Here is a 15187-nt window from a genome sequence, read left to right as displayed (position 1 = left end):
ATATAAATTTTAATATTTTATTTGTTTTCTTCATAGGCTTTTAAATATTCTTTAACTTTATCTCTATCTTGATTAAGAATATTTCCAGTATCAATTAAAGGGCTAATAGTAGTATAAGCTCTATATCCATAATTATCATTAACCGCTATAAACGCGTTTTGGTCTATAGAATATAAAATCGCCTTTCTAATATTAACATCGGAAGTTATATGCCCATCCGACATATTTATAAATGCAAATATTAATGCATTGCTTGGAACTTTTTGAAGAAGCAAATTAGAGTCGGATTCTATTACTTTTAATTTATCTGGAATAATATCGTATAGAACATAAATATCTCCGCTTCTTAAAGCCGAAACAGAAGCGTCCAAATCTCTAATAAATTTTATATTTAAAGTTTTTATATTCGGGTAATATACAGTGTCTTTCATAAAAGCGGGATTTCTTTCCAATAATATTTCATAATCGTTTTTATAAATAGCTATATATTGTCCGCTCACAACTAAAGTATTATTATAACTCGCTCCTTCGGTTATTGTAGATTCGTCCCCGTAAGCTATATCGTTTTTTGGGTCGTAATTTTCAACCTTATAAGTATTAACTTTTTTAATTTGTTTTTCGCTTACTATTCCAGCGGATTGATGAGCAAGATAATTTAACACTTGAGGAAAAGGTTTTATAGTAGTTATCTTTACAACTTGATAAACTCCGTTTTTATTATTTGCTTGAGAGCTAACGGAAGTTAAAGAGGTTATAGGAGCGGGTAAATTTTGAGAAAGTTCCGTATAAACATCGCTATTTTCAGTTTTTGTATTTCTTAATTCGTTTATATCGGTAACTATCGATATTCTTTCCATACTGCTATGCAAACTATATGTTCTATGGTTAGGGACGCTATTTCTATCTTTCGCTCTTTTTAACGAAAATACTACATCGCTTGCTCCAACTCTCTCCCCAGTATTTACAGCCTGCCTATTTTCAACTTTTGCAAAATAAACATCGTCTCTTAAAATAAAATAATAATCTTTGTTTCCTTGAGCTATAGCGTAATTATATGATAAAGAATATCTTGTGGTTATTTGGTCGTTTGTAGTAAGATTTACTATTCTTATATACATTTGATTATTTATCATATTAATAGAACCGTCATTACCTTTTATAGGGTCTAAAGAGGTCAAAGTAGATAATGTCTGACTTACATATAACGGGTCTGTTTCATTTTTACTTTTATCAATAAAAGACATTTCGCTTATATTCAAACTTGCGACTTTATAAATATTAACCGTGCTTTCATCCAATATTTTTTTATTAAAAGCCTGCGTTTTTACTCTATTGTATAACGGTATAATATAAGCGTTTTCGTCTATAATAACTTTTTCTATGTCGTTATATGTATTTTTAGCCGCATCCGAGCTTTCGGTTGACGCTTTTTCTATAAGGTTGTCAAGTTTTTCGTTAGATATTTTTGAACGATTATAATCTCCCCCGCTTATAAATAACGACCTTACGGCATAATCTGGATTACCTGTTACAGTATTCCAGCTGTTTATTGCAATATCGTAATTATTTGCCTCTAATTGCCCAATAAAACTTGCATAATCAGGCAGCATATTTATTTTTGGATTAAAACCATTTTTTGAAAGTATGTCTCTCATAACATTCAATTCTTTTTCATTTATAGCCATCCCTATTATTTGAACATCCACATTATTTGCGGATTGTTGAGAAGAACCGCATGATATTAAAATAAGCAATATAAATATAAAATATAATTTTGACATTTTTAAACTCCTTGTCAGTTGTAAATAAATTGTATTTTAACATTATTATTTTAATTGTCAATAAGAAATATGATAATTTATTAAAAATAAATAAAATTGAAAAGTTTTATAAAAATTTATTTAAATATGTCGTTAGTAGCGTCAAACCAAAAAACAAAATCTAAATATTCCATCGGTATATTTTCTTTTTTAGAATATTCTACTAAATTCTCTTCTACTTTTAAATAATTATTTTTAGTTAAACTTGTTTTTGGAGTCATTCCTTCGGGAAGTATTTCAAGTTTATCCATAACTCGCATAATATGTCTGTCCAATATTCCTATTTTCTGCCCGAATCCGATATTTCTTAAAAAATGACTCGCTTCTTTAAGTCCATAGCCTTTAACTTCTTTAGCAAGTTGATTGCGAAGTTCAACCATAGAATCGTTTTTTATTGCATAGTTTATTCTTTCTTTTAAAATGAATTTTTCTTTCGGAAAATAGAGTTTTCTTGCAAGAATTATATTTTGAGCTTTCATATTATGAAACCTCACATGCTTAATTAAAATATTTGCAACTTTTTCCGCGCTTCCATTAAAAAGCAAATTATGATTATAAAGGTCTATTATAGCCGCCGCTCCGCTTCTTGCTTTTGTTTGCGGAGTGCATATACAAAATGCAAGTTCTGCAAATAGTCTTTTATCGTTATCTCTTTTGTAAACTCTCTTAAAATATTCCAATCTTCTTTTCATTCTTTCATGCAATATTTTATCTTTATATATTCCCATTAAATGTTTAGCGTATTCTTTATCCATAAAATAATAAACCTTATTTAGAAATTTAAATTTAATCGATTTTATAATTAAATATTATAAGGATTTCAAATCTTGAAACCATAATATTATTTTACTTTTATATTCGTATTTTTTCAACTTTTAATTTTTATACAAAATATGCAAAAACAAAACTGTATAAAATCATACTTGAAACAATATTATAAACAAAATATACTATATTAAAAAAATATATAAACTCTAAAGGTTCTGAAATTATAATGCATAGAATAGATATAAATAATTTAAATCCTATAATAAAAGATTTGCTTAATTTAAGAGGAATAAAAACAAAATCCGATATATTCGATTTCTTTTTTCAAGATATATATTCTCTTTCAAGTCCTTTTGGAATAAAAGATATGAATATATTTGTCGATAGATTAAAAGAGGCGATAGAAAGCGAAGAAAAAATATTAATATACGGAGATAAAGACGCTGACGGAATAACTGCGGCGTCAATAATATATAACACTTTAAAATCCGTCACAAAAAATGTGGAGGCTTTCGTTCCCAATCATTCTACAGGTTATGGGCTTTCAAAATCCGTTATAGAAGAATATGCAAATTCTGGGACGAGTTTAATAATTACGGTAGACTGTGGAATTTCAAATGTAGAAGAAGTTGAATTTGCAAGAGAGCATTCTATAGATATAATAGTAACCGACCATCATGATATACCCGAAATTCTTCCAAACGCTTACGCTATTTTTAATCCAAAACTTTCAAATACGGGATTCGTTTCAAAAAATTTTGCAGGTTGCGTTGTCGCTTTTAAGTTGATGCAAGCTTTCGTTTTATCATATACAAGAGTTTATAATAAAGATATTATAATATTAGATTACGAAATCGATAAAAAAAATAATATTTTAAAAAAAGTAAAAGCTTTAAAATCTACTAATTTTGTTCTAAATAGCGAGCCTTTCGGATTTGAAATCGTAAAAGAAAATGAAAATTCTTATAAATCAATATATTCCGATTTTTATGACGAATTATTAACCGAAGACGAATTATTGGAAGAGCTTGCCACATATATGTTTGAAGGAGACGGAGCTATACTTGTTTTAACGGGAGGCGAAGATAGATTAAAAAGATTATTATATATATTTGAAAAATACGAAATATTTTTACCTGCATTTGATAAAGTTTACGATTTACTTCAACTTGGAGCGGCTTACGGAAATATCAATATAAAAAATTTTAAAACTCTCAATGAATTTGCTCTCGCTTTAAATGTTAATATTTATAAATACGAAGATATTGAATATAGAGATTTAATAATAAAAATGGAAATATTTAAACGAATGTTTTATATGAGTCAAAAACAATTCCAGAATTATTTAAAAAGAGAATCTATATTGGCGGCTTTTGGAATCGTAGCCGATGTTGTTCCCGTTATAGAAGAAAATAGAGCTTATATAAAATGCGCTTTAGAAGAATTATCAAAACCGTCTCATATAAGATATAACGCCATTTTAGAAAAAATGAATCTATTAAATACAAAAATCGATACGCAAACTATAGGTTGGAGATTAGCGCCTTTTATAAATGCGGCGGGAAGAATGAATAAACCCGAATATGCTTTACAACTTTTAACTTCCGAATTGAAAGAAGAAGCTTTAAAACTTTCCGAAGAAGTTTATAACATGAATGAAACTAGAAAATCTTTAACTGACGAATGTTTTAATACGGTTAGCGAATATATTAAAAATAATGATTCTCTCTCTATGCCTATTATATTAGTAAAAAGCAAAGAAATTGAGCAAGGCTTAACGGGATTAATAGCGGGAAAAGTTTTAAATGAATACGGAAAAACCGCGATTATTTTGCACGAAGATGAAGAACTTGGAATTTGCACGGGAAGTATAAGAAGCAGAGGAAATAATAACGCGAGAGAAATGCTTGAGTTTACGAGCGTTTATTTAAATAAATTTGGCGGACATAAAAATGCGGCGGGATTTAGTTTAAATATTGATAAATTTGATAAGTTTGCAGAAAAAATAATTAATTATTCTTTAGAAAATAATTTTGAATCTTCAGAAAAAGAATCTAAAAATTACGATATGATTTTGGATTTAAAATATATAAATGTAGAATTAGCGGAAATTATAGAAGCTTTCGAGCCTTTCGGAGTTTCAAACGAAGAGCCGATATTTTATTGCAATAAAGTTAAAGTTGTAAAAATTAAAACTTTGTCAAAAAACGATAAATTGCATTTAAAAATTGAACTTAATCAAGGCGATAAAAATATAGCCGCTATGTTATGGGATTCAAACGAAGAAGAAGTTAAAAAATTGGAAAATTCAAATTATATTGATATATGCTATAAATTAAAAATTGATAGGTATAATGGAAGAAAATTAGAACAATTAATATTAGAAAATTATATAATTCATTAAATTATTTGTATATCGTTTATTTTTAATATTATATTTTAAAATTTATCCGATATTTATAAAAAATTCATTGATTTTATATGCAATATATTATATAATCGATTAAATAATTATTAAAAATACAAAATAAATTTTAAGGCGGTGCAATTTATGAAAATAAATAAATATATGGTTTCTCCATCTCTTCCTAAAGAATTAGAACCTTTATTAGAGATAACTAAAAACTTTTGGTGGTGCTGGAATCAAAAAGCTGTAAATTTATTAAGAACCATAGACATTGATAACTATGACGAAAAGGACCATAACCCGATAAGAATTTTAGGGGAATCTTCACAGGAATGTTTTTACAATATGCTTCATGATGATGCGGCTATGATGAATTTAGCGGAGGTTTACGATGAGTTTAAAACTTATATGAATCAGGAAACTTGGTATGCAAGTTTAGACGATTCTCAAAAAACGGAAAATGAAAAAATAGCTTATTTCTCTTTTGAATACGGACTTCATGAATCTTTGCCTAATTATTCTGGCGGACTTGGAATATTATCTGGCGACCATTTGAAATCTGCAAGCGATTTAGGTTTGCCTTTCATTGCCGTTGGGCTTTTATATAGAAAAGGATATTTTAGGCAATATTTAAATGCGGATGGTTGGCAACAAGAATACGATATTGAAAACGACTTTTTTAATTTAGCTTTGGAAAAAGTTTTAGATTCAAACGGCGAAACTATGAAAGTTGATGTAGATTTGCCAGGAAGAAAAGTTTACGCTCAAATATGGAAAGCAAATGTTGGAAGAATACAACTTTATTATTTGGATGCAAATATAGAAGAAAATAGCGTTGAAGATAGAGATATTACGGCTCAACTTTACGGCGGAAATCTTGAAACAAGAATACAGCAGGAAATATTGCTTGGAATTGGAGGAATTAAAGCGTTAAAAAAATTAGGAATAAAACCCACAATTTACCATATGAACGAAGGACATAGCGCTTTTTTATCTTTAGAAAGAATAAGACAATTAATGATAGACGATAAATTAGATAGAAAAACTGCAAGAGAAGTTGTTTTTAGCTCAAATGTATTTACGACTCATACTCCCGTTCCCGCTGGAAACGATGTATTTCCTATCGAAATGATGCAAAAATATTTTGTAGATTATATAAAACAAATAGATATGTCTATGGAAGAATTTCTTAAATTAGGAAAGATAGACCCAAATAATCAAAAAGAAGATTTTTGTATGACGGTTTTGGCTTTGAATTTATCCGCTGAAAATAACGGAGTAAGCGAACTTCATGGACATGTATCTCGAGATATGTGGAAAGATATTTGGAAAGGAGTTCCTGCAAAAGAGCTTCCAATAGATTCAATAACTAACGGAATTCATACTTTAAGTTGGATTTCATTTGATATGCAAAATCTTTTGGATAGATATTTAGGACCGCGATGGAGAACAAAACCTTTGGAATATGGAATTTGGGAAAGAGTTCAAAAAATTCCTGACGCTGAACTTTGGAGAACTCATGAAAGAAGAAAAGAAAGATTAATAGATTTTTGTAGAGAAAGATTAAAAGCTCAAATAATTAATAGAGGATTTACAAAAAATGAAATAAATCATGCAGAACAGATTTTAACTCCCGAAGCTTTGACTATAGGATTTGCAAGAAGATTTGCGACTTATAAGAGAGGAACTTTATTATTTAGAGATATTGAGAGACTTAAAAAAATTATAAGCAATCCTCATCGTCCAGTTCAAATTATATTCGCGGGAAAAGCGCATCCTCATGATAATGGCGGTAAAGAGTTAATAAAAAATATAGCCGAAATATGCAGAAGAGAAGAGTTTAGAGACCATATAGTATTTTTAGAAGATTACGATATAAATGTTGCAAGGTATATGGTTCAAGGAGTCGATGTTTGGCTTAATAATCCAAGAAGACCTTTAGAAGCGAGCGGCACAAGCGGTATGAAAGTTCCGCCTAATGGAGGATTAAACTTTAGCATATTAGACGGTTGGTGGGATGAAGCTTATGACGGACAAAACGGTTGGGCTATAGGAAACAGAGAAGAATATACGGATTTAGAATATCAAGACGAAGTTGAAAGTAACGCTTTATACAATGTTTTGGAAAATGAGATTATTCCTTTATATTATGAAAGAGGAAGAGACGATATTCCGAGACAATGGGTTACGGCTATGAAGTGGAGCATGCAAACCGTATGTCCTCAATTTTCAACAAATAGAATGGTTGCCGATTATTTCAATAAATTCTATACTAATGCAAGCAGAAGATATATCAATATGACAAGCGATGATTTTAAAAAGTCAAAAGAATTAAAATCTTGGAAAGATAATATATATTCAAAATGGTCTAAAGTTTCTTTTGAAAATACTATGTCTGAAATGCCTTCAAGGAATTTGCAAGTCGGAAGTAAATTTGAAGTAAAAACAATAGTTAATTTAGGAAATATCGCTCCCGATTCCGTTAGAGTAGAATTATATCATGGAAAATTGAGTATGAAAGACGAGATTACAGAACCTACAATAGTGGAAATGAAGCATTCTTCCGATTTAGGAAACGGCAGACATTCTTTTATAGGTTCTTTAGAATGCGTTAATACAGGACAAAGCGGATATGCGATAAGAATGTATCCTTATCATAAAGATTTGGGTTATAAATTCGACATGAAGATGATAATTTGGAGCTAAAAACATAACAATACTAAAAAATTAAGCTTGGCTTTAATTAAGTCAAGCTTTTTTATTTTCTTTTTATTATTAAATATTATATAAAATATTTTTAAAAGTAATAATTATAGAGAATAAACGAAGAATAGTGAAAATAGCAAAAATAAATTTAAAAAATCTATTCGCCATTATTTATTAAAATATTCTCTGTAGTTATTACAAATTAAAGTTTCAATAAACCTGTAAAAATTTTATTTAGTATAAACTCTTCCATTATGTTTAGCTTTTATCTTTAATACAGTTTCCGATATCATATTAACAGCCTCCATTATATCTGCAAATACTTCAGGTTTTATAGATTGCGCTCCATCGCATAATGCATGCTCAGGGTCGTTATGAACTTCTATTATCATTCCGTCAGCTCCAGCAGATAACGCGGCTAATGTTAATGGAAGCGCCATCCAAGATTTTCCGCTCGCATGCGAAGGGTCGCCTATCACAGGCAAATGACTTACTCGCTTTATCATTGGAATTGCGCTAACATCAAAAGTATTACGCGTATAATTTTCAAATGTCCTTATTCCTCGCTCGCATAAAACGACATCGCTATTGCCTTTATCTAAAATATATTCGGCGCTCATTAACCATTCTTCCATAGTATTTGCAAGCCCTCTTTTTAATAAAATCGGTTTTTTCAATTTTCCAACTTCTTTTAATAACTCAAAGTTTTGCATATTTCTTGCTCCAATTTGAATCATATCTACAGTATTATCAAATTCTTCCAAATGCCTAATTGAAACGATTTCGCTTACGATTGGAATTCCAACTTCTTCTTTAGCAAGCTTTAAAATTTTAAGTCCGTCCAAAGCCAAGCCTTGAAAAGCGTAAGGGGAAGTTCTAGGCTTGAAAGCTCCTCCTCTTAAAATAGAAGCTCCAGCAGATTTAACGCTTTTAGCGATATTAATAACTTGCTCTTCGCTTTCAACGGAACAAGGTCCTGCGATAATAACGGGTTTATTTTCTCCGATTTTAACTCCCGAAACATTGACAATAGTGTCTTCTTTTTTGAAGGCTCTATTTGCTCTTTTAAATGGCTCTTGAACTTTTAAAACTCTCGCAACTCCTGGCAAAGTAGATATTAATTCTCTGTCTACTTTTGAAGTATCTCCGACTATGCCGATAACCGTGCAATCTACTCCGACAATTTTATTTGTTCCAAGTCCTGCGTTAATTAATCTTTCGGTAATATTGTTTATATATTCCTCTTTTGCGTTTGGTTTCATTACTACTATCATAATTATCTCCTTAAAATTTTATAATTAAATTTATTAAAATATTTTCTTACAAATTATAGTTTCGTCTCGTCTAGCGCCAACCGATATTATAGATATTTCTGTTTCCGTTATTTCGCTTAATCTATTCAAATATATTTTTGCATTTTCGGGAAGTTTATTATAATCTCTTATATTTCTTGTATCAGTTTTCCAACCTTCAAACTCTTCGTAAACTGCTTCAACTTTTGAAAGAATATCCAAATCTGCAGGATAATCTTCTATTATTTCTCCGTTATATTTATAAGCTACGCATAATTTTAATTTATCCAAATCGTCCAATATATCTAATCTTGTGATAGCCAAAGAATCGAGTCCGTTAATATACGATGCATATTTTATAACGCATGCATCAAGCCAACCGCATCTTCTCGCTCTTCCCGTAACCGTTCCGTATTCGTTTCCTCTATCTCTTATATGATTTCCTATTTCGTCAAAAAGTTCCGAAGGAAAAGGTCCCTCTCCGACTCTTGTGGAATACGCTTTTACAACGCCTATAACATTGTCTATATTTCTTGGTCCAACTCCGCTTCCAACGCATGCTCCTCCTGAAGACGGAATAGAGGAAGTTACAAAAGGATAAGTGCCATGTTCTAAATCGAGCATAGTCGCTTGAGCGCCTTCAAAAAGAATATTATTTTTTTCTTTTATCGCTTTATTTAATATTGTAGTAGTGTCGGCTATATAAGGCTTTAATCTTTCTCCGTATTCTAAATATTCTTTTAATATTTCTTCAAAATCAAAACCGTTATGATTATAAAGTTTTTTGAGAAGTTTATTTTTTAATTCCAAATTGAATTTTAATTTTTTAGAAAATAATTCTTTGTTAATTAAATCGCAAATTCTTATTCCTATTCGCATAGCTTTATCCATGTAGCATGGTCCGATTCCGTTTTTTGTAGTGCCTATTTTATTTTCTCCCAAATCTTTCTCTTGAAGTTCGTCAAGGACTTTATGATAAGGCAAAATTATATGAGCGCGGTTTGATATTTTTAAATTCGATATTTTTATTCCTTTGTTTTTAAGCTCGTCAACTTCTTTCAAAAATATTTTAGGCTCTATAACGACTCCGTTTCCAAGAATGCAAATTTTATCTTCGTATAATATGCCAGAAGGAAGAAGTCTCAATTTATATTTATTTTGATTAACGACAACGGTATGTCCAGCGTTGCTCCCGCCTTGAGAACGAACTACATACTGACATTTTTCGGCAAGATAATCTACAATTTTTCCTTTGCCTTCGTCTCCCCATTGAGTTCCGACCACGATAACAGAAGCCATTTATTCCCCCGACTCTATAATTTTTTATATCTTTAAATTTCTATAAATAATAATGTCAAACCCGAATAATTATATAAATATTTATTAATAATTTCAAGATTTTTTAATTCTGAAATTTCTATTATTTGTTTTTAATAATAAACTATATAACATTTATTATTAAACATAAAAAACGCTTGATATATTTGCAAATGTGAATTATTATTAATCATTAAAAATAAAATTAAATAAAGGAGTTTTTATGGCAAGAGTAAAATATGTAGAATATGAAGAAGCTCAAGGAAAAGTAAAAGAAGCCTTTGACGAACAAATAAAGAAAAGCGGAAGCATAACAAACATGAAAAAAGCGCTTTTGAACGATTACGCTACTTATGACGCTTTTATGGGTTGGTATGTTTCTTTTGGAAGACTCGTTGAAATCGTTGGAAAAAGAGCGGCTATGATATTGGCGCATTCTGTTTCTACAACAAACGGTTGTATGTTATGCTCGTTATTTTTTATAAGAGATTTAAAGGCTATCGGAGATAATCCGAAAAATCTTAAATTAGACGAAAAAGAAAAATTATTATCCGAACTTGGAATGCAAATGGTTAAAGACCCAAACGCCGTTTCTGACGAATTGATTAATAATTTGAAAAAACATTTTTCAGATTCGGAAATTGTAACTATAGTAGGATTTGCAGCTCAAATGATGGCAACGAATAATTTTAACGCCGTTTTAAAAATAGATTTGGACGATTCTTTAGTTCCTATTGCGGACGAATTTGAAAAAGAAACTTGGCGAGCTAAAAATAAATAAATTTAATTTATGGTAAGTATCGTAATAACTACAAAAAATGCCGAAGAGTTTATAGCCGATTGTATAAAGTCGGTTGTAAACTCTAATTATATTAAAGAAGGCGGAAAAGTAGAAATAATATTAGTCGATAATCATTCAACTGACAAAACGGTAGAAATTGCAAAATCTTTTGGAGTGAAAACTTTTATAAAAGGTCCCGAGCGTTCGGCTCAAAGAAATTACGGAGTAGAAATGGCTTTTGGTGAGATTGTCGGAATTTTAGATGTTGACATGACATTATCCGAAACAGTTATAAGCGAATGCGTTGAAATATTTGAAAATAACGAAAATATAAAAGCCGTTTATGTTCCCGAGAAAATTTTTGGAGAAGGATTTTTTAATAAAGTTAGAAATTTTGAACGCTCATTTTATAACGCTACAGTAATTGACGGAGCGAGATTTTTCAGAAGAGAGAGTTTTTTACAAATAGGCGGATTTGATATTTCGCTTTTTGCCGCCGAAGATTGGGATATAGACAGAAGAATAAAAAATATTGGCGAAGTTTCAATAATAAAATCGAATTTATTTCATCATGAAAATCATAATCTCAAAAAATATATTATAAAGAAAAGTTATTACGCTTCCAATTTTGACAATTATTTTAAAAAATGGGGATTTGACGAAATTACTAAAAAACAATTTGGACTTTATTATCGTTATTTTGGCGTGTTTATCGAAAAAGGAAAATGGAAAAAATTATTCGCTCATCCTTTGCTTTCATTTTCAATGTATTTTTTATTATTTTTAAGAGGCTGCGTTTTTATACTTTCTAAATTTAATATATCGAAAAAAGAAAGCGTTTATAAATAATTAATTTTTTATTAAAAGAAAATTTATTTTATTTCTTTATAAACCGTATAAATTCCATTGCTTGAAATTATTTCTAAATTCATATTTGTAATGTTTTTAGAATTATACAAATAATAAATTATATTAACATTATTTTTAGTTTCGTCAAAATCTCCATGATAAATAAAATTTGTAGTAGAATCTTTATTTATCTCAACGGAAGCCTCGTTCCATTTATCGTTATAAGAAAAACCCATTTGACTAAAATATGCAGAACCGTTTCTTATAATAAATTTTTCTCCGTTTGAATCATTTGCGATATTTCTAACAGTGTCTATATAATCGCTCCATTTATAAGGCTCTTGATAATTTTTATAGAATATCATTATATTAAAAGTCATTGCAATCGCGCTTAACATATAAAAAATAGAAATATAATTTAAATATTTAAACTTAAAATTAATTTTCAAATTATAAAGAAAATAAATCATTGGAATAAAAGATAAAGCGAAAGCTCCGTAATGATATCTAAATTGTCCTGCAATTCCTCTGCCTAAAATAGTTATTAAAATCGTTATTGGAAAATAAAGCAAGAATAATAAAAATAATTCTCTTATCAAAATTAAACTTTTATCTTTATTGTTATAATCAATTTTAAATTCTTTATTTTTAAAAAATTTTATAATAGAATATATAAAAGCTGTAAAAATTAAAATTATCGATAAAACTAAAATAATTAAACAAAATATAAAATATGGATTATCATTTAAATAAAAATCCATTATCTTTTTAAAATTATTCGCCGCATACATTGTTGAAAATTCATTTGTCGGAAACATAATCAAAGAATGAACTTGAGGAAAAGGGAAAACTTTTCGCAAATCGCTTGTGGATGAAAAATTAAGCATTTTATTAGTATTCAAAAAACCGTTTTTTATTTCGGCGATTAAATAAGGCAAATAAGTTAAAAGCGATAAAAATATTCCAATTAAAATATATTTAATATTTTTCAAAGTGATTTTATATCTTAAAATCAAATACGCGATAACTGTCGGAACTATTCCGTAATAAACCGCAAAATGCGCTTGTCCCATTAAAGCCAAACATGGAAAAAACATCATAGCGGGAATATTTAAATAATGGTTTTCTTCATAATATATGTATTCGCCAAATAAAGTTAAAAATAAAAACGATAAAGACAAGGTTATATTCGGATTATAAAAAATATTATTCGTATAAACAAAATAAATATTAAATAAAATCAAAACCGACAAAACGCTAAAAATTGAAAATCCAAATCTTTTATAAATCCAAAATAAAAATATTAAAGCGGGAATAAACATAGTTATAAAATTAAAAACTCTTGTAATTTCTATATTTTCGCTAGCCAATTTATAACATAATAAATAATGAATATAGAAAAATCCGCCAGGAACTCTCGGAGCGACTTCTTTTAACATTGGTCCCATTTCAAATCTTGCGCCCGTTGTCGGAATTATATTATTTTTATAATATTGTTTCATGTCGTAAAAATGCGTCATAAAATCTACAAAATCAGTCCCAGCTTTATTAAAAGCGTATATTCTATTAAATATAGTTAAGAAAACCGATAAAATTAAAAGAATAGCGGAAATACAAATTAAAGTTTTTTGAGAATTCATTTTTAAACCTTATAAATAAAAAACGGCATCATATTAAAAAATACAATGCCGTAGGATTGGACTTTAATTTTTATTATGTTCTTTTTGGTCTAAATTGGCTACAAATTTGTCGAAAGTATATAAGTTTCTGCCTTTCAAATCGCCAAGAATTTTAATCGTATCAATTATATTATTAAATAATCCTTCTTCTTCAAATTGTTCGTTCATAAACCAATCTAAAAAATTTAAGGTTATATAATCTTTATCGTCCATAGATTTGTCTACAAGTTTTTTTATCAAAGCGGTTATATATCTTTCATGTTTAACAACTTTATCAAAAACTTCTTCAACGGATTTAAAATCATATTCGGGTTCTTTCATAGCGCTTATAATAGGTTGTCCTCCAGCCTTTTTAATAAAATCGCTAAATTTTTCTAAATGCGTGTGTTCTTCGGCGGCATGATTATTCAAAAAAGCGGCGCAACCGTTTAAGCCCTGTTTTGAACACCAACCTGCCATATTAAAATAAAGATTTGCAGAATAATGCTCTTCGTTTAATTGTTTGTTTAAAAGTTTAATAGTCGCTTCTGAAATTATAGGCATAAAATCTCCTTATATTTAATTTTTATTTGTTATATTATATTAATAATTTTAAATATATCAAGTAATGAAATTATAGAGAGTATAATTTATAAACTTGAAAAAATCAAGCAATTTATACGAAACAAAATTAATATGCAAATTAAATTTATCTTTACAAAAGAAATATTTATACAAGTTATTATATATAAAAAATTAAAGTTTATAAAATGTTTAGATTGATATTTTTTATATAATATTATATTATTAAAGTTAAATAAATTATAAAAGAAAAATATATGAAAAAATTCATTGTAATATTTTTATTTATATCGGCGCTTGCCTATTCTTTTCCTTACAAAATGTATACGGGAATGACGGGAGCTTTAAGACTTGGCGGAACTCTTTATTTGGATAATTCAAAAATAAAAAAAGGAAGCAAAGAATATACTTTATCAAGTCCGATAATGCTTAATTTTGGAGTGTTAAGAAATTTCGATATATTTGCAAGAGTTCTTCCTATAACATATTTGCCTAAAGTCGGAGTCGGAATAGAAGGACAACCTCAATTTTCGATTATGCCGAGATATCAATTTTTTAACGGTTTTATCGGAGCGGTTGAATTTTTATTTCCAGGCTCTTCAAAACAAAAATTTGGAATTAATCCGCAATTGCATTATTTAATAGGTTTGGGCGATTTCTTTACAATGTTTGCAAATTTAGAATTGCCAATGTATTTTAAGGATACGAGAGGAGTCGTTGAATCGATAAGATTAAAATTTGCAGTCGGAGTATATCCAGGTTCTTTATTTGGTTTTTCTTTAGCGGGAATATATTTGGAATATCATTTTGCTTACGATTTTTATAATAAGACTGTTTTATATTTAAATCATTTAGGACCTGGAATTTATTTGGTTTTAAATAACGAAGCGAGTTTATCTTTGAATTTTAGTATTTATTGCGAACAATTTGCAAGCGGTTTCTATTGCGGAATCGGAGCTTATATTTCATATACTTTTGATTTTAATAGGTTTATAAAAAATTAAATA

Annotated in this window: 11 protein-coding genes; 5 read left to right on the top strand and 6 right to left on the bottom strand. The window is 28.7% G+C overall.

Annotation, left to right across the window (positions count from 1 at the left end; all coding sequences use genetic code 11):
- Positions 1 to 17 precede the first annotated feature (17 nt).
- Complete coding sequence (locus tag EPJ79_RS08200; protein ID WP_147739119.1) at positions 18 to 1781, bottom strand: ABC transporter substrate-binding protein; 1764 nt, start codon at positions 1779 to 1781, stop codon at positions 18 to 20.
- A gap of 116 nt (positions 1782 to 1897) precedes the next feature.
- Positions 1898 to 2575 carry an 8-oxoguanine DNA glycosylase gene (locus tag EPJ79_RS08195; RefSeq protein WP_147527585.1) on the bottom strand — a complete coding sequence of 226 codons (678 nt, stop codon included), beginning with the start codon at positions 2573 to 2575 and terminating at the stop codon, positions 1898 to 1900.
- 239 nt (positions 2576 to 2814) lie between these two features.
- Here EPJ79_RS08195 and recJ point away from each other — a divergent pair, with 239 nt between their 5' ends.
- Positions 2815 to 4992, top strand: a complete 2178-nt coding sequence (gene recJ, locus EPJ79_RS08190) for a single-stranded-DNA-specific exonuclease RecJ (RefSeq protein ID WP_147739118.1) — start codon at positions 2815 to 2817, stop codon at positions 4990 to 4992.
- A gap of 147 nt (positions 4993 to 5139) precedes the next feature.
- A complete protein-coding gene (gene glgP, locus EPJ79_RS08185; protein WP_147739117.1) occupies positions 5140 to 7701 on the top strand; it encodes an alpha-glucan family phosphorylase in 2562 nt (853 codons plus the stop codon).
- Between the two features lie 230 nt (positions 7702 to 7931).
- Here the strand turns inward: glgP and aroF are convergent, their stop codons facing one another.
- Positions 7932 to 8975: a 3-deoxy-7-phosphoheptulonate synthase gene (aroF, locus tag EPJ79_RS08180; RefSeq protein WP_147736681.1), complete on the bottom strand. Its 1044-nt coding sequence runs from the start codon at positions 8973 to 8975 to the stop codon at positions 7932 to 7934.
- 33 nt (positions 8976 to 9008) lie between these two features.
- Positions 9009 to 10292, bottom strand: coding sequence for an adenylosuccinate synthase (locus EPJ79_RS08175; protein ID WP_147739116.1), 1284 nt, complete (start codon positions 10290 to 10292; stop codon positions 9009 to 9011).
- 241 nt (positions 10293 to 10533) lie between these two features.
- Here EPJ79_RS08175 and EPJ79_RS08170 point away from each other — a divergent pair, with 241 nt between their 5' ends.
- Positions 10534 to 11091, top strand: coding sequence for a carboxymuconolactone decarboxylase family protein (locus tag EPJ79_RS08170; protein ID WP_021959005.1), 558 nt, complete (start codon positions 10534 to 10536; stop codon positions 11089 to 11091).
- Between the two features lie 9 nt (positions 11092 to 11100).
- Positions 11101 to 11940, top strand: a complete 840-nt coding sequence (locus tag EPJ79_RS08165; protein WP_147739115.1) for a glycosyltransferase — start codon at positions 11101 to 11103, stop codon at positions 11938 to 11940.
- Between the two features lie 23 nt (positions 11941 to 11963).
- On the opposite strand, the gene EPJ79_RS08160 is transcribed toward EPJ79_RS08165, so the two are convergent.
- Both EPJ79_RS08160 and EPJ79_RS08155 read right to left on the bottom strand, forming a co-directional pair.
- Positions 11964 to 13580, bottom strand: a complete 1617-nt coding sequence (locus EPJ79_RS08160) for a hypothetical protein (protein ID WP_147739114.1) — start codon at positions 13578 to 13580, stop codon at positions 11964 to 11966.
- 63 nt (positions 13581 to 13643) lie between these two features.
- Positions 13644 to 14162: a ferritin gene (locus EPJ79_RS08155; protein ID WP_147739113.1), complete on the bottom strand. Its 519-nt coding sequence runs from the start codon at positions 14160 to 14162 to the stop codon at positions 13644 to 13646.
- 275 nt (positions 14163 to 14437) lie between these two features.
- Here EPJ79_RS08155 and EPJ79_RS08150 point away from each other — a divergent pair, with 275 nt between their 5' ends.
- Positions 14438 to 15184 (top strand): hypothetical protein, encoded by a 747-nt coding sequence (locus tag EPJ79_RS08150; protein ID WP_147739112.1) that lies wholly within the window; start codon positions 14438 to 14440, stop codon positions 15182 to 15184.
- The last annotated feature ends 3 nt before the right edge of the window (positions 15185 to 15187 follow it).

The organism is Brachyspira aalborgi (assembly GCF_008016455.1).
In the GTDB taxonomy this organism is placed as follows: Bacteria; Spirochaetota; Brachyspiria; order Brachyspirales; family Brachyspiraceae; genus Brachyspira; species Brachyspira aalborgi.
The sequence above is the reverse complement of the archived record's forward strand: the minus strand, read 5'-3'. Positions and strand labels throughout refer to the sequence as shown.